Here is a 16,718-nt window from a genome sequence, read left to right on the forward strand (position 1 = left end):
TTATTAATTTGTTGGTATGATAAAGATAATAATATTTCACTTAGTTTGGACAAATATTAAAAAATAAGTGCCGCAGATTTTATCTACAGCACTTATCTACAAAAATTAATGTATATGAAAAAAACTACTTTATTCTTTTATTTTTCAGTGGGTCTGAATACCAGTCCTGTTTCTACAAAATAATCCAGCGTAATTCTGTCGCCATCATTGACATTTCCTGCAAGGATTTCTTTTGACAGCTTGTTTAATACCTCCTGTTGGATCACTCTTTTTAAAGGTCTGGCTCCGAATGCAGGATCATATCCCTTATCCATCAGATAATCTACCGCATCCTGAGTAAATGTCATGATGATATTTCTCTTAGCCAGCATATCGTTGAATCCTCTCAGTTGGTACTGAACGATTTTTCCAATTTCTTTTTTTCTTAAAGGCTGGAACAATACAATCTCATCAATTCTGTTCAGGAACTCCGGACGTAAAGTCTGTTTCAAAAGATCGAAAACCTCTTCTTTTGTTTTGTCCACAATTTCATCCTGGTTTTCCTCAGTCAGATTTTCAAAATTCTCCTGAATAAGGTGCGAGCCTAAGTTCGAAGTCATGATGATGATTGAGTTTTTAAAGTTGACCACACGTCCTTTGTTATCAGTAAGACGCCCATCATCCAAAACCTGAAGTAAGGTGTTGAAAACATCAGGGTGAGCTTTTTCAATCTCATCCAAAAGCACAACCGAATAAGGTCTTCTTCTTACGGCTTCAGTCAATTGTCCACCTTCGTCATAGCCGACGTATCCCGGAGGCGCTCCAACTAATCTGGAAACACTGTGACGTTCCTGATATTCACTCATATCAATTCTGGTCATATTGTTTTCATCATCGAATAAAAATTCTGCCAGTGCCTTTGCCAGCTCCGTTTTACCAACACCCGTTGTACCAAGGAATAAGAATGATCCGATTGGTTTTTTATCATCACTTAAACCGGCTCTGTTTCTTCTTATGGCATCTGCAACAGCTTCTATTGCCTCATCCTGTCCTACAACTCTGTGGTGAAGTTCAGTTTCCAGGCTTAATAATTTATCTCTTTCTGATTGTAATAATTTCGTTACAGGAATTCCAGTCCATTTACCGATAACTTCAGAAATATTTTCAGCAGTAACCTCCTCTTTGATAAGCTCATTCTGATGATTCTGCATTTCCAGTTCTACTTTAGAGAGCTCTTCTTCTTTTTCACGGAGTTTTCCATATTGGATCTCCGCTACTTTTGCATAGTCACCGGACCTGGAGGCTCTTTCTGCCTCATGTTTCAACGATTCAATCTCTTTTTTGATCTGAGTTAAATCTTCACTTTTTTGTTTCTCTTTCAACCATTTGGCATTGATATCATTTCTTTGCTCAGAAATTTTAGCAATATCTTCTTTCAAATGATCAATTTTGGTTTGGTTACCTTCTCTTGAAATGGCAGCCAACTCAATTTCCAGCTGCATTAATCTTCTGTCCAGAACATCAAGTTCTTCCGGTTTTGAATTGATTTCCATTCTTAATTTAGCAGAAGCTTCATCAATAAGGTCAATCGCTTTATCCGGTAAAAATCGGTCTGAAATATATCGTTGTGACATTTCCACGGCAGCAATGATCGCTTCATCTTTGATTCTTACTTTGTGGTGTGCCTCATATTTATCTTTAATACCACGAAGAATGGAAATTGCAGATTCAGTATCCGGTTCTTCCACCATTACCTTCTGGAAACGTCTTTCTAATGCTTTGTCTTTTTCGAAATATTTTTGATATTCATTCAAAGTAGTGGCTCCAATCGCTCTTAATTCACCTCTTGCAAGGGCTGGTTTCAAAATGTTGGCCGCATCCATCGCGCCTTCACCACCACCGGCACCTACAAGGGTATGAATCTCATCAATGAAGAGAATAATCTGACCGTCGGATTTGATGACTTCATTCACTACAGATTTCAAACGCTCTTCAAATTCACCTTTATATTTTGCTCCGGCGATCAATGCTCCCATATCCAATGAATACAGGGTTTTATCCATCAGGTTTTCAGGAATATCACCACTGATAATTCTGTGGGCAATTCCTTCTGCGATAGCTGTTTTACCTACACCCGGTTCCCCGATAAGGATCGGGTTGTTTTTTGTTCTTCTGGAAAGGATCTGTAAAACCCTCCTGATTTCTTCATCACGTCCTATTACCGGATCCAGTTTTCCCTCAGCTGCTAATTCATTAAAGTTTTTAGCATATTTATTTAAAGACTGGTAGGTTTCTTCTGAACTTGCAGAGGTTGCCTTACTTCCTTTTCTTAATTCTTTAATCCCTCCTTCCAATAGGCTTTTGGTAACACCCATGTCTTTTAACATTTTGGAAACTTCAGAGCTTGTTTCTAAAAGAGATAGCCACAAATGCTCAATCGTTACATATTCGTCGCCCATTTTTTTAGCAATATTGGGCGCGTCCAGTAACACTTTGTTGGCCGATTGTGAAAGGTAAATATTGCCTCCCTGTACTTTGGGAAGTTTTTCTAAATTTTCACGGTTTCGCTCTCTTACAAGATTAGCATCTGCTTCAGATTTTTTTAGTAAGAAAGGCGATATATTTTCATCTACCTGAAAGATTCCTTCCAGGATATGTTGCGGTTCGATACTTTGGTTACCCAATTCCATGGCTACCTGCTGAGCGGCCTGGATGGCTTCCTGTGATTTTACAGTATATTGGTTTAAGTTCATATTTTATATATTTTTGGTCAAGATTTGTTCAACGTTTAGTTCTAAAAAACATCAAGAAACTAAATTTTCAGGCTCAGTTTCTTAATGCCATCAATTATTTAATCATTTATTCGATGACTGTACCGCAAAAACTGTTCAATTATTAAATTTACAAAAAATATGGACAAAATTTCCGAATTTAGTATTTTTAACGGAAATTTAACTTGACAAAATTTCCGATTCTTTAAATTTTTCTTTAAAATCCATGAACAAAAAGTCATAGTGGGATGAATTCTAATTTTTCAACTTAGAATTTTGTCTATTCTCTTGTTAAATTTCAACGTATTATTTTCAGAATACCTATTTTTGCATTTTTACAGATGGAACTTAAAGAAAAACAAAGAAAAATATTAGATGTAGCAGTAGAGCTTTTTAAAGAGAAAGGCTATATGGGAAGCTCTGTGAGAGACCTTGCTACAAAACTTAATATTAAAGCCGCTTCATTATATGCACACATCCGTTCAAAGGAAGAAATTCTGGAATGGATTTGTTTTGGCATTGCACAGGAGTTTTTCGATGAGCTTCAGGAAGTAAAAAATACAGATATGGCTCCGAAAGAAAAACTGAATCTTTTTATTGATAAACATTTATCGGTTGTTCTTAAAAACCGAGATGTTACCCATATTTATTCTAATGAATGGCGACATTTAGAGGAAAGACTTCCCGAATTTGTTGAATTAAGAAAAAATTATCAACAAGAGGTTGAAGCATTGATTTCTGAAATTTATCAGGCTGAAAATTGGGAATTAAGATCATCTGCTTTTACCACAAGATTTATTCTTCATACTTTAAATAATTCCTATTTCTGGTTCAAAAAAAATATTAAATCGGGTTCCGATATTACTGATGAAATTAGGGATAAAGTTCTTTTCGGGTTATTAGGAAATGAAAACAGATAAGAGTTTATCGATTTTTACTCACTTTTTAAAATTTGTACATCACCCCAGTATAAATAAAAGTTCAAATCCAATTGTCAAAAATTTGTTGCAACTTTTATTATTGTTCTTTTTGGGTTTAATAATAAGGTTTTTAATTGCATTTCTTCGACCTTATTTTATAGATGCACCCATGAAAGATAATTTAACAAGCTATGAAATAAGTATATTTGAAGTTTTTTTAACATGTTTATTGGTGCCATTACTAGAAGAATTAGCATTTAGATTACCATTATATTTTTCTAAAATAAATTTATCGATATCAACTACAATTATATCATTCTTTATAGTAAACAGATTTTTTCATTTAGAAGATCAGTATGATTTAAAGAATGACTTTTTTTTTAGAGTTTTGATAGCGTATTTATTAGGATTTTTAATGTGGTTAATTGTCAAAAATTATGGTAAATTTTTTGAGGATTTTTATCATAAAAGGTTAGGAATTATAGTTTATAGTTATTCTTTATTTTTTGCTTTTATGCATATTGCTAATTATGAAGTAAGTTCAAATTATTTGCTAACATCACTATTTATAATCATTCCACATTTTATTTCTGGACTTATATTAAGTTTTGTTAGATTGAATTATGGATTTTTTTATTCTTTATTCTTGCATATTTTAAACAATTCATTGCCTTTTATAATTCTTTCAATTATTTAGAATCATTCAAAATATGACGAAAATCATAAAAATTTTGTCAGCTTGCAAAATCTTTTTAAATTTACACCTAACAAATGTTAGTTAGTTTTATGGATTTTTCAGTTGAATATCTGGAGCTGGGTCAATTGAGACAGCTTCAATCCGACCGGTTAGTAAGCCTGATGGGTTATCTGAACGAGAATTCGGAATTTTATAGAAGAAAGTTTGATGAATTACAGATCTCTCCACAGGATATAAGGTCAATTGAAGATATTACGAAACTTCCGATTACTTACAAACAGGATTTAAGAGATAATTATCCTTTTGGATTATTTACCGTTCCGAAAAGCGAATTGCAGAGAATTCACTGTTCAAGCGGTACAACCGGTAAACCGACTGTGGTAGGATATACCAAAGAAGATGTAGATCTTTTCAGTGAAGTGGTAGCACGATCTTTACATGCCGCAGGAGCAAGACCGGGAATGCAGTTGCATAATGCTTATGGATATGGGATTTTCACAGGAGGCTTGGGGCTTCACTACGGAGCCGAAAAACTTGGAATGAGTGTTCTTCCTATTTCAGGAGGAATGACTGCCAGACAGGTGGATCTGATTATAGATTTTAAACCGGAGGTAATCTGCTGTTCGCCATCATATGCTTTAACTATTGCTGATGAATTCGCTAACAGAGGAATTTCTGCCGATGAAATCAGTCTTAAATATGCCGTATTGGGTTCAGAGCCCTGGACGGAAATTATAAGAAGTCATATTGAAGAAAGATTAGGTGTTCATGCCACCAATATTTATGGATTAAGTGAAATTATCGGTCCCGGAGTTTCGATGGAGGATTTTGAGGAGAAAGGGGGATCTTACATCTGGGAAGATCATTTTTATCCCGAAATTTTAGATCCTATAACCAAACAACCGGTTCCTTTCGGTGAAGAAGGCGTATTGGTGATTACCACATTAACGAAAAAAGCAATGCCGCTTCTGCGTTACTGGACCAATGACATTACCAGTCTTTATTATGATGAAAATGCTAAAAAGACAATGGTGAAAATGAAACCTATTGTCGGAAGAGCTGATGATATGCTGATTGTAAGAGGAGTAAATGTGTATCCAAGTCAGATTGAAGAGGCATTCTCTCACGTAAAAGGGGTGGTTCCTAATTATTACTTAACACCAATTGAAAAAGAACATATGTGTGTCGCCTTAGATATTGATGTTGAAATAGACGATGAACTGGTCAATGCACAAAAAATAGAAGCAAATACCGATGATTATTTTAATTTTGTCGGAAGCTTCGGGAAAAATATAGAAAACGAAATAAAAAAGAGGGTAGGAATCACCACAAAAGTGAAAGTTCATGCTCAGGACAGTTTGCCGAAGTGCGAAGGTGGAAAAATTAATAGAATACTAAAAAAATAATGAATTCATTTTATAAACTTAAAACTGTAAAGGTTCAGAAGGATACTTCAGACGCTGTGAATGTAGCGGTGGAGATTCCTGAAGAACTGAAAGACAAGTTCAGGTTCAAACAAGGACAGTACCTCAATTTCCGAATGATGATCAACGGAAATGAAGAAAGACGTTCTTACTCTATCTGTAATGCTCCAAGTGAAAAAAGCAATACCCTGGAAGTTTTGGTAAAATTACTGGAAAACGGAAAGGTATCAGGATATTTCAATGAGCATCTTCATATGGATGAAATGCTGGAAGTAATGCCTCCAATGGGTGGTTTCAACACTTCTTATCACCCGACTAACGTAAAAACATATGTTGGTTTGGCTGCCGGAAGTGGAATTACACCGGTTTTATCTAATATCAAAGAAAGTCTTTACCAGGAACCTAACAGTAATGCTTATCTGTTTTACAGTAACAGAAGCATGAATCATGTTTTAAGAAAATCAGAAATTGATAAGCTGGTAGAGCAGTTCAATGGAAGGCTTAAAGTGATTTATCTGGTAAGTCGTGAAAAGCATGAAGATCCGGTTTTTGAAGGAAGAATTTCTGCAGAAAAATTAGACCAGCTGTTTGAAAGGTATACAGAGATCGATGTAAAAGAAGCAACATATTTCATTTGTGGTCCTTCAGAGATGATTAAAGGGATTGCAGATTATTTAAAGAAAGATAAAAAAGTACCGGCAATTCAGGTTTTATTTGAATATTTCACCGCTCCTGACGAAGAGAATACGAAGGAGATGAGTGATGAATTCAAAGCGATTGCCAATATCGAAAGTATGGTAACGGTCATTATTGATGATGATGAATATTCGTTCCACCTTAATTCTAAAAAAGAGAGTATCTTAGATAAAGCATTGAAAGACAATCTTCCTGTACCTTTCGCATGTAAAGGAGGTGTTTGTTGTACGTGTAAAGCGGAAGTTTTAGAAGGAGAAGTTTTTATGGAGAAAAACTACGCACTTACCGAAGACGAAGTAGCCAGAGGTTATGTTCTTACCTGTCAATGTCACCCGACAACGAATGTGGTGATGCTTAATTATGATGTTTAATAGAATTTGAAAATGTGCTAATGTGTTAATTTGAAAATTAATTGATGCATTCTCAGATTTTCAAATTTTCAAATTCAAAAATTATGGATTTAGAAAAATTTGTTCAATACGTTCACGAAGAAAATAAAGTAGAACCAAAAGATGTAATGCCCGATGATTACAGAAAATTATTGGTTCGTCAGATTTCACAGCACGCGCATTCTGAAATTGTAGGAATGTTGCCGGAAGCGAACTGGATTTCCAGAGCGCCTTCATTAAGAAGAAAAATGGCACTTCTGGCTAAAGTTCAGGATGAGGCAGGACATGGTTTATACCTTTATTCTGCAACAGAAACTTTAGGCGACGGAAGCATCAGAGCAGACAGAGATGCAACTTACGATGATATGTTGGAAGGGAAAGCAAAATATTCAAGTATTTTCAATTATCCGACATTAAGCTGGGCTGATATTGGTGCTATCGGCTGGTTGGTAGATGGTGCAGCCATTATGAACCAGGTAATGCTGATGGGGAACTCTTACGGTCCTTATTCAAGAGCGATGGTGAAAATCTGTAAAGAAGAATCATTTCACCAAAGACAAGGATATGAGATTCTGATGGCGCTTTGCCGTGGTACCAAACAACAGAAAGAAATGGCTCAGGCTTCATTAAACCGTTTTTGGTGGCCAGCTTTAATGATGTTCGGACCCAACGATGACAGTTCACCAAACTCGAAAATCTCTATGAATTACAGAGTGAAAAGAGAAAGTAATGACAGCCTTCGTCAGAGATTTATCGATGTTACCGTTTCTCAGGCTGAATTCTTAGGATTAACAATTCCGGATAAAGACCTGAAATGGAATGAGGAAAGACAACATTACGATTTCGGAGAACTTCCTTGGGGTGAGTTTATGGAAATTTTAAAAGGAAACGGACCTTGTAATAAAAAGCGTATCGAAACGAAGAGAAAGGCTCAGAGAGAGAATTCCTGGGTAAAAGAAGCAGCGATTGCTTTTGCAGAAAAACAAAACGAAAAAGTAAACTAAGAAATTAATGAAAATCTTATTTCAGGTATTATTTTTCTTTATTATCACAATCTTGAAAGGACAGGACATAGACAAGCTTGCAAGTATCCCTGTTAGTATAGAAAATAAGAAGGAAATAAGAATTTATCAAGGTTCCGGAATTACAAACGGGGGAAAAGTTTTCAGAATTTATCAAGAAAAGGGCGAGAATTGGAAAGCTGAAGTGATACAGTGGCGTTTACCTTATCATATAAGTAAAGATGAATCTGAAATTATACCAGCCAAAGTTATTCAACTGAAATCTAAAGATATTCTTGAAAAAGCTTTTGTTACGTTAGAAGCAATGAATATCGGTTATCTTCCTAACGAAGATCTTTTCAGATATAAGATGTCCCGATCAAAGGCAGTATATGACAATGATGAAAAAGGATATGTACTGTTTACAAGGGAATACAGTGTTACGGACGGAGTAGATTTTTTAGTAAAATACAAATCAGATAATAGAGAGAATGAATTTCATTATTCTAATCCTGAAAGTTATTTAAAAGATACTCCAGGAATTGATGAATATGAAAGTTTCATTAAAATATTAAAATATGTTGAAGATAATTTCAACATCAAATTAGATTAAAAAATAAAATAAGATAATGAGTCAATTAGATGTGTGGGAAGTGTTTATTCAGACTAAACCGGGATTATCTCACAAACACGTTGGAATTGTACAGGCGCCAACAGCAGAAATGGCTTTACAAAACGCAAGAGACGTTTATACAAGAAGAAAAGAAGGAACTTCTGTTTGGGTCGTTCCAAGTAAGTATATTGTGACTTCAGAAGGAATAGACAAAGAAGCTTTCTTCGATCCGGCTGATGATAAATTATACCGTCACCCGACTTTCTACGATATTCCAAACGATGTAAAAAATATGTAATTAAGAATATGACTTAGGAGATAATAGACGAATAGATAAAAGACGTTAAAGTTTACCTATCTATTATCTATCCATCTATTATCTATTGGTCTTTAAATCTACTAAACAATGAACCCATTATATAATTATTTATTAAAACTAGCAGACGACAGTTTCATTATGGGACAACGTTTGTCTGCGTGGTGTGGTGAAGGCCCTTATTTGGAGGAAGATATTGCATTAACGAACATTGCGTTGGATGAACTTGGACAAGCCAATAATTTTTATGTGTATGCTTCAAGAGTTGCTGATAACGGTAAAAATGAGGATGATATTGCATTTTTAAGATACGAACACGAATATTTAAATGCACACTGGACAGAGCTTCCTAATGAAGATTATGCACAGACGATCCTTAAAGTATATGTTTTCTCGATATATCAGAAACTGATGTACGAAGCACTATCAAATTCTGCAGATGAAGAGCTTTCTGCCATTGCTCAGAAATCATTAAAAGAAGTAAGATATCACTATACTCATACGGCTTCCTGGATGAAGATTTTCGCTCAGGGAACAGAAGAAAGCCGTCAACGTTTGGAAAAGGCGATCGAAGATATCTGGGAATATACAAAAGGGCTTTTTGCCAAATCAGAAGGAGAAGAGGATCTTGTTGTTCTGAATATCGTTCCGAATGTTGATGAGCTTTACAAAGAGTTCGTTGCCATTACAGAGAAAGATTTTAAGGAATTTGGATTAGAATATCCCTCCAATCCATTTATGCAGCCAAAATCCAGAACCGGATATCATACAGAATATTTCGGATTCATTCTTTGTGAACTTCAGTATATGCAGAGAGCATATCCGGGGTGTACGTGGTAAACTCAAATATACCAATATGACAGTTTACCAATGTAATAATGATTGCTAGACTGTTAGATTGTTTAATTGGTACATTTTTTAAATGAAAAATCCTTTAGAAATATTAGAAATGGTTCCTGATCCGGAAATTCCGGTAATCAATATTGTGGAACTGGGAATTGTAAGAGAAGCAAAAGTTACCAGTGAGAATTCTTGTGAAGTGACCATTACTCCTACATATTCTGCTTGTCCTGCAATGTTTACTATTGAAGAAGACATTATTAAAATAATGAAGGAAAACGGTTGGGATGCCAAGGTTGTCACCAAAATGTTTCCTATATGGACAACAGATTGGTTAACAGATGAGGCAAGAGAAAAACTTCGCGTCTACGGAATTACACCTCCTGAAAAAGGAGCAGACGAGAATCATATCGGAAAACCAAAAAAATGTCCGAGATGTGGTTCCGAGCATACCAAACAGATCAGCAGATTCGGGTCTACCCTGTGTAAGGCTTCTTATCAATGTTTAGACTGTCTGGAGCCGTTTGATTATTTTAAATGTCATTAAAAAAGATACGACGAGTTTTGTCGTTAGTAGCACTTAGTTTTGCTTCAGTATCATTTCTTAATGATCTTATTTAAAATAATCAACACAAAAAATTAATTATGACAAATTGTAACAGTCAGAAGTTTCCTTCAACATGTCAGGAATCTACTCTTGTTAAAACATTTCACAATACCGGAGAAGTTATCCGTTATCAGGAAATAGATTCTATTAATGCCAGCTTACTAGATGGTGTTGTTCTGAAACAAGAAAATGGGAAATATTATAAAGCCATTTATACAGAGAATACTATTAATATAGAATGGTACAGATGTACTTATCCCACTGATTTAACAAATGGAACCGGAGATAAAGTGATGCTAACTAAAGCAATTAATACTGCAGCATATTTAGGAGCGACTTTAAGATTTGATGCAAAAGAGTATATTATTAATGAGCAATTAAGTTTTACAGGTCTTTCCTGCTTCAAACTTTTGGGAGATAAGCAGCATACAACTATTAAGTCAGATAGTAAGCAACGTTTTAGTTCCTATTTTTTTCATTTCACAAATTGTAAGAATTTTATTATTGAAGGAATAACCTTTGACCTTAATAAAAGAAATTTGCAGGTTTATACCGCTGGGGACTACAATGCACAAAGTGAAATATTAAGAGATTTTAATGGAGGGATATATATATTAAACTCGATCGATTCTACAGATATAGAAATTAATGAATGTTGCTTTATTGATCTATATACTAGAGCGGTACAGTTTTATAACTGTGAGGGAAATATAAAAATTTCTAATAATTTTTTTGAAAGCGGTGTACAGTCACAAATGTTCAGAATGGAACATTTAGGACTTACACAATCCCATAATGCAAACTTTATGGTTGAAAATAATGTTTTTAAAAATGCACCAAATTTAGATTCATCAAAAGCTCCTTGCGGAATATTTGCATTTGATTGTGGATATTATGGATCAGTTCTGGTTAAGGGAAACTATTTTGAATATTGTGGAAGGGATAATACTGGACATCATAGATTATATGCTATAGACTTTTATGATAATGTAAACAATTTTATTATAAATAGTAATATTTTTAGAAATACAACATGGGGAGCTATCAGGTTTGATGGAACTAAGAAAAATGGTATTATTTCAGACAATTATATTCATCAGTTAATTGCAGATGACAGTGGAGTTATTAATTCTTCATCCAGGGTAACATTAGACCTTCCTAAAGAATTTAAAAATATCTCGATTAATAATAATATCATAGAAACATCTGATGAAAGGACTTATGGAATTTTAGTTCAGTCACATGAAGATGAGATCAAAGTTGATAATATCAATATACAAAACAATAATTTTAACAATGTGAGAACAGCGGTCACCATTGGAGGGAATATAAATAATATAAATATTTCCAATAACTGTGCTTCCAATGTACATGCTGCAGCAATAGAGTATGCAGCTTATTCAAACACAATTACAACTAATCCAGATGGGAGTACAACGACAACCAAAAGGCTTACTTCTGCATTGGGAAATGCATTGATTAGTAACAATAATTTCCAATCTGCAATTCACGGGGATTCTTTTGTGGGAATATCAATAAAAAGTTATACCCCAACGGAAGGAGAAGTTGAAAGAGTAAATGAGCTTACCAAAAGATTTGTTATTTCCAATAATTTAATTTACGGAAATGGGAGTAATTTCGGTGTCGTCGTCGATATTACAACTGCTACTATTCCTTATGGAACTTCATTAGATGGAAAAGTGACCGTATCTGGCAATGAAGTAAGTAATGTTAAAAGCGGACTTTATTTGAGATGTAAAAATACGATTGCAAAAGATAATATTTTGTTTAAATGTAGTGTATTGCCTATTGTGGAAGATCCGGGAGCCAATATAAAGCTTAATAATTATTATAATAACAATCCTATATAATACTGATCGAAGTAAGGTTTTTACTATAAATCATTTACCATATAAATAATACATACAGTAATGAAATCATGTAACAGTCTACTAATGAAACTTAGGATTATGTAACACATAACGATGGCATTGCCACATTGTTAAATTCGTAGACTGCTACATTGATTTATATTATTAAATTAGTGCATTGTTAAATAAAATAAAAAACTATGTATACACAACTCGATATTGAAACGCATTTTGACGGGAAGCTTAAAATCGCATACCTTAATCAGCCTGAAACGATGAATGCCCTTACTAAGCCTGCTTTATCAGACTTAAAAGACTTTATTAAAGAATGTAGCGAAGACGAAACAGTAAGATGTGTGGCTATTTCCGGAAGAGGAAGAGCGTTTTGCTCCGGTCAGAATCTGGATGAAGCATTCGTGACAGGAAAGGAACACCACGATCATGATATTATCAGAAAGATTGTTGTGGATTATTATAATCCGTTGGTTACAGAAGTTACCCGTTGCAAAAAACCTGTCATTGCTTTGGTGAACGGACCTGCAGTTGGTGCCGGGGCTATGTTGGCTTTAATCTGTGATTTCGTATTGGCAAATAACAAAGCGTATTTTGCGCAGGCGTTTTCAAATATCGGTTTGATCCCTGATACAGGTGGGACATATTTCTTACCGAAACTTTTAGGTAGACAATTGGCCAATTATTTAGCTTTCACCGGTAAGAAATTATCGGCTGAAGAATCTAAATCTTATGGTCTTGTTGCTGAAGTTTTCAGTGAAGAAGAATTCGGACCAAAGTCAATGGAAATTCTTGAGAAAATGTCGAATATGCCAACCGCAGCGCTTAAGCTTACGAAAAAAGCTTTCGCACATTCTTATACCAACACCTTGAAAGAACAGCTTGAACTGGAAGGTGACTTACAACAGGAGGCTGCCGAAACAGAAGATTTCATCGAAGGGGTAAATGCATTTTTACAGAAAAGAAAACCTGATTATAAAGGAAAATAAGATTAATATAACAATTTATCAATGTAGCAGTTTACCAATAAAAACAGATGCTTTTGCAAAATTTAATTTTTTGACAAAATTGTTACATTGGTAAGCTGATACATTGTTACATTACTTTTTAGACTATGAATATTGGAATTATTGGTGCAGGAACGATGGGAATTGGAATTGCCCAGGTCGCTGCCACCGCAGGATGCAAAGTTGTTGTATTTGATGCAAATGCTCCACAAATTGATAAAGCGATTTCAGGGTTAGAGAAAACCCTTCAGAAATTAGCTGAAAAAGGCAAAATTTCTCAGGAAAAAGCCTCAGAAATCAGAAATAATATCAGTAAAGGTGAAGCATTAAAGGATTTAAAAGATTCTGATTTAGTGATCGAAGCGATCATTGAAAATAAAGAAATCAAAACCAAAGTGTTTACAGAACTGGAGACTTATGTTTCAGAAAGCTGCGTTATCGGTTCCAATACATCATCCATTTCTATCACCTCTCTTGGTGCAGAACTCAAGAAGCCGGAGCGTTTCATCGGAATTCACTTTTTCAATCCGGCTCCGTTAATGCCTTTAGTGGAAGTAATTCCATCTTTATTAACAGAAAAAACTTTAGCAGAGAAAATATATAACCTCATGAAAGAGTGGGGGAAAACACCGGTTATCGCAAAAGATATTCCGGGGTTTATTGTTAATAGAATTGCCCGTCCATATTATGGTGAAGCCCTTCGGATTGTTGAAGAAAACATTGCCACACCGGAACAGGTGGATGAGGCGATGAGAACAATTGGGAACTTTAAAATGGGACCTTTTGAATTGATGGATTTAATTGGAATAGATGTAAATTTTGCCGTAACAACAACTGTTTACAAAGATTATTTCTACGATCCTAAATATAAGCCGTCTTTACTTCAGCAAAGAATGTCCGAAGCCAAACTTCACGGAAGAAAAACAGGAAAAGGGTTCTATGATTATAATGAAGGAGCTGTGAAACCTGAAGCACAGAAAGATGATGCCTTGTATCAACAGATCTTTTTAAGAATTATTTCCATGCTGATCAACGAAGCGGTGGAAGCCAAAAGACTAGGTATTGCCAATGATGACGATATTGAATTGGCAATGCAGAAGGGAGTAAATTATCCAAAAGGATTATTAGGCTGGGGACAGGAAATCGGGTATTCAAAAATCTCTGAAACCTTGCAGAACCTTTACAACGAATATCAGGAAGAAAGGTACAAACAAAGCCCTTTACTTCGTAAACTATAATAAAATATACCAATCTATCAGTTTACCAATACTGAACTTATCAAAGTATTTTATTAGTAAACTGATAGATTGATAATTAAAAGATGAATATAGAAGAATTCAGAGCAGAACTGGAAACACGGCTTTTAATTGAGAAACAGTATTTGGCTCAGGAAGCTTCTTCCATAGAAGATAGTCAAGAAAGACTTGAATTGCTGGGGAAGTTTAATGAAAAATACAGAACGTTAATTCAAAGACTGGCCAATGAAAGTGGAATTGATTTAAACGCAATCTATGAAGGAGAAAATAGCTCTGGTAATTCCAATACTCATCTTTCATATGAACAGGTGATTCTTGGTAAAACCATGAGTGTTTACGACAAATTATCCGATGAATTATATGAAGAAATAACAAACGTATGATAGAAGAAATGAATCCAAGACAAGTTGCAGATTATATGTTCAATCAGGATTATTTTTCCCAATGGATGAATATCAGAATGATTGAGGTAAAGGAAAATTATTGTTTACTGGAAATGCCTATCAAGAAAGATATGCTGAATGGTTTAAAAACTGTTCATGGTGGGGTTACCTTTGCTTTTGCAGATTCTGCACTGGCATTTTCTTCTAATAATACAGGAGATGCCGCCGTAGCTTTGAACTGTGTTATCAATTTTACCAAAGCTGGAAAAGAAGGCGATGTTTTCAGAGCTGAAAGTATACTGGTTAACGATACCAGAAAAACAGCAGTTTATGATATAAAAATTACCAATCAGAATAATGAACTGGTTGCAAAATTTGTTGGAACTGTCTATAAAATTGGAAAAAAAGTGACTGATCTTTAATAAAATTTTAAAAGATGATTAAAAAAATATCCTTTCTTGTTTTGGTGTTAACAATACTGAATGCATGTATTTCAAATAGAAATTTGAAGAATGAATTGAAAGATATTTATTATTGGGATCAGATCTATCGCGAATATTTTGATGATTCCACTTCTGCTAAAAGAAAATCAGAGATTAAAAATGAACTTTTTAAAAAAGGTGTTGATACTGCCAAAATAAACTGGAAATTAGTTGTAGAAAAAGACAGTGCAAATATTATTAAAGTAGAAAAAATCATTGCTGAATATGGGTATCCTGGGAAAAGCATGGTCGGAAAACCGGAAAATAAAGCGGTATGGTTGGTAATACAACATTCCAAGAAAATAGGGAAATACCTTCCTTTAATTAAAGAAGCCGGAAAAAAGAAAGAAATCCCATTCAGGCAAGTGGCAACGATGGAAGACCGATATTTAATGGATCAGGGAAAAGAACAGATTTATGGAAGCCAGGGATATGGAAGTTTTTGGAGTGAAGAGGGGAAAGATTATAGAACAGAATATATCTGGCCCATCAAAGATCCGGAAAATGTAAATAAAAAAAGAAAAGAAGCTGGTTTTACCAATACAATAGAAGAATACGGAAAAGAAATTTATGGGAAAGATTTTGTATATAAGGTGTATACATTAGATGATGTGAAAAATAACAAGATAGAAATAAAGGAAGGGAAGCATCCGAATCACTGATAATAAATTGTTTTAAAAATAGAGTAGGGCTCAAATATACATTATACTAATAACCAATTATGCAAAAAATATTGTTACTGCTTTCAGGATTATCATTAGGGCTTATCAATGCCCAACAGCAGAAATTCAATGAAAACCTGAAGAAGGAACTGGACGAGATCATGAAGGTGGATCAAGGGTACAGAATGCTTTTTGACTCCGAAATAACCCCGGAGAAAAAAAGCCAGATTCTGAAAGATCTGAATATTGACAGTGATGAGTTTGAAAGGAAAGGATGGGACTTGGTAGCTGAGCATGATACTCTGAATATAAAGAGAATAGAAAGTATTATTTCTCAATACGGTTATCCAGGAAAAACACTGGTGGGTGAGCCTACCAATCATGCCGCCTGGTACGTAATTCAGCATTCAACCAAAATTGCAAAATATTTTCCGCTCATCAAAGAAGCCGGAGAAAAGAAGGAAATTCCTTTTACGTGGGTTGCCATGATGGAAGACCGATATCTGATGAATGACAACAGAGAGCAGATCTATGGAACACAGGGAAAGGGCGAAATGACAAAGGATAAAGATGGGAAACAGGTCTTCGTTAATTTCGTATGGCCTATAAAAGATCCTGAAAATGTTAACAAAAGAAGAAAAGAAGCAGGATTTGACTCTACCATTGAAGAAATTGCCAAAAGAATGTTTGGAAAAGACTTCATATATAAACCCTATACTTTAAAACAAGTCTTAGAATTAAAGAATAAAAATAAATAGAAAAGCGAGTGAGATAGCTTGCAAATTATCTCAT

General features: G+C 34.6%; 17 protein-coding genes. 16 read left to right on the forward strand and 1 reads right to left on the reverse strand.

Translation table 11 applies throughout. The annotated features are described in order from the left end of the window. Window positions 1-137: 137 nt before the first annotated feature. Window positions 138-2,732 carry an ATP-dependent chaperone ClpB gene (gene clpB, locus EG342_RS08650; protein WP_103294288.1) on the reverse strand — a complete coding sequence of 865 codons (2,595 nt, stop codon included), beginning with the start codon at window positions 2,730-2,732 and terminating at the stop codon, window positions 138-140. 359 nt (window positions 2,733-3,091) lie between these two features. Between clpB and EG342_RS08655 the strand changes: the two genes are divergently transcribed. The 16 genes from EG342_RS08655 (at window position 3,092) to EG342_RS08730 (ending at window position 16,684) form a co-directional block, all read left to right on the forward strand. Beyond that, the gene (locus EG342_RS08655) at window positions 3,092-3,670 is read left to right on the forward strand and encodes a TetR/AcrR family transcriptional regulator (RefSeq protein WP_103294287.1); all 579 of its coding nucleotides are present in this window, start codon (window positions 3,092-3,094) and stop codon (window positions 3,668-3,670) included. Next, complete coding sequence (locus EG342_RS08660) at window positions 3,657-4,367, forward strand: CPBP family glutamic-type intramembrane protease (protein ID WP_103294286.1); 711 nt, start codon at window positions 3,657-3,659, stop codon at window positions 4,365-4,367. The genes EG342_RS08655 and EG342_RS08660 overlap by 14 nt, the downstream gene beginning before the upstream one ends. Window positions 4,368-4,456: 89 nt before the next feature. After that, window positions 4,457-5,773, forward strand: coding sequence for a phenylacetate--CoA ligase family protein (locus EG342_RS08665; RefSeq protein WP_103294285.1), 1,317 nt, complete (start codon window positions 4,457-4,459; stop codon window positions 5,771-5,773). Further along, window positions 5,773-6,858, forward strand: coding sequence for a 2Fe-2S iron-sulfur cluster-binding protein (locus EG342_RS08670; protein ID WP_103294284.1), 1,086 nt, complete (start codon window positions 5,773-5,775; stop codon window positions 6,856-6,858). Before EG342_RS08665 ends, EG342_RS08670 begins: the two co-directional genes overlap by 1 nt. Window positions 6,859-6,941: 83 nt before the next feature. Continuing rightward, a complete protein-coding gene (paaA, locus tag EG342_RS08675) occupies window positions 6,942-7,880 on the forward strand; it encodes a 1,2-phenylacetyl-CoA epoxidase subunit PaaA (RefSeq protein ID WP_103294309.1) in 939 nt (312 codons plus the stop codon). A gap of 7 nt (window positions 7,881-7,887) precedes the next feature. After that, window positions 7,888-8,490: a hypothetical protein gene (locus EG342_RS08680; protein WP_103294283.1), complete on the forward strand. Its 603-nt coding sequence runs from the start codon at window positions 7,888-7,890 to the stop codon at window positions 8,488-8,490. A gap of 16 nt (window positions 8,491-8,506) precedes the next feature. Then, complete coding sequence (gene paaB, locus EG342_RS08685; protein ID WP_103294282.1) at window positions 8,507-8,788, forward strand: 1,2-phenylacetyl-CoA epoxidase subunit PaaB; 282 nt, start codon at window positions 8,507-8,509, stop codon at window positions 8,786-8,788. A gap of 108 nt (window positions 8,789-8,896) precedes the next feature. After that, the gene (paaC, locus tag EG342_RS08690) at window positions 8,897-9,646 is read left to right on the forward strand and encodes a 1,2-phenylacetyl-CoA epoxidase subunit PaaC (RefSeq protein WP_103294281.1); all 750 of its coding nucleotides are present in this window, start codon (window positions 8,897-8,899) and stop codon (window positions 9,644-9,646) included. Between the two features lie 82 nt (window positions 9,647-9,728). After that, window positions 9,729-10,193, forward strand: a complete 465-nt coding sequence (paaD, locus tag EG342_RS08695) for a 1,2-phenylacetyl-CoA epoxidase subunit PaaD (protein ID WP_103294280.1) — start codon at window positions 9,729-9,731, stop codon at window positions 10,191-10,193. Window positions 10,194-10,291: 98 nt separating this feature from the next. Next, window positions 10,292-12,124 (forward strand): hypothetical protein, encoded by a 1,833-nt coding sequence (locus tag EG342_RS08700; protein ID WP_103294279.1) that lies wholly within the window; start codon window positions 10,292-10,294, stop codon window positions 12,122-12,124. Window positions 12,125-12,324: 200 nt separating this feature from the next. Further along, the gene (locus tag EG342_RS08705; protein WP_103294278.1) at window positions 12,325-13,125 is read left to right on the forward strand and encodes an enoyl-CoA hydratase/isomerase family protein; all 801 of its coding nucleotides are present in this window, start codon (window positions 12,325-12,327) and stop codon (window positions 13,123-13,125) included. Window positions 13,126-13,250: 125 nt separating this feature from the next. Beyond that, window positions 13,251-14,381 carry a 3-hydroxyacyl-CoA dehydrogenase NAD-binding domain-containing protein gene (locus tag EG342_RS08710; protein ID WP_103294277.1) on the forward strand — a complete coding sequence of 377 codons (1,131 nt, stop codon included), beginning with the start codon at window positions 13,251-13,253 and terminating at the stop codon, window positions 14,379-14,381. 83 nt (window positions 14,382-14,464) lie between these two features. Next, window positions 14,465-14,782, forward strand: coding sequence for a hypothetical protein (locus EG342_RS08715; protein WP_103294276.1), 318 nt, complete (start codon window positions 14,465-14,467; stop codon window positions 14,780-14,782). A gap of 8 nt (window positions 14,783-14,790) precedes the next feature. After that, window positions 14,791-15,204 (forward strand): PaaI family thioesterase, encoded by a 414-nt coding sequence (locus tag EG342_RS08720; RefSeq protein WP_103294308.1) that lies wholly within the window; start codon window positions 14,791-14,793, stop codon window positions 15,202-15,204. A 14-nt stretch (window positions 15,205-15,218) separates the two neighbouring features. Next, window positions 15,219-15,926, forward strand: a complete 708-nt coding sequence (locus tag EG342_RS08725; protein WP_103294275.1) for a DUF6624 domain-containing protein — start codon at window positions 15,219-15,221, stop codon at window positions 15,924-15,926. Window positions 15,927-15,985: 59 nt separating this feature from the next. Continuing rightward, window positions 15,986-16,684, forward strand: coding sequence for a DUF6624 domain-containing protein (locus EG342_RS08730; protein WP_103294274.1), 699 nt, complete (start codon window positions 15,986-15,988; stop codon window positions 16,682-16,684). Window positions 16,685-16,718 lie beyond the last annotated feature (34 nt).

This window comes from Chryseobacterium lactis (genome assembly GCF_003815875.1).
In the GTDB taxonomy this organism is placed as follows: Bacteria; Bacteroidota; Bacteroidia; order Flavobacteriales; family Weeksellaceae; genus Chryseobacterium; species Chryseobacterium lactis.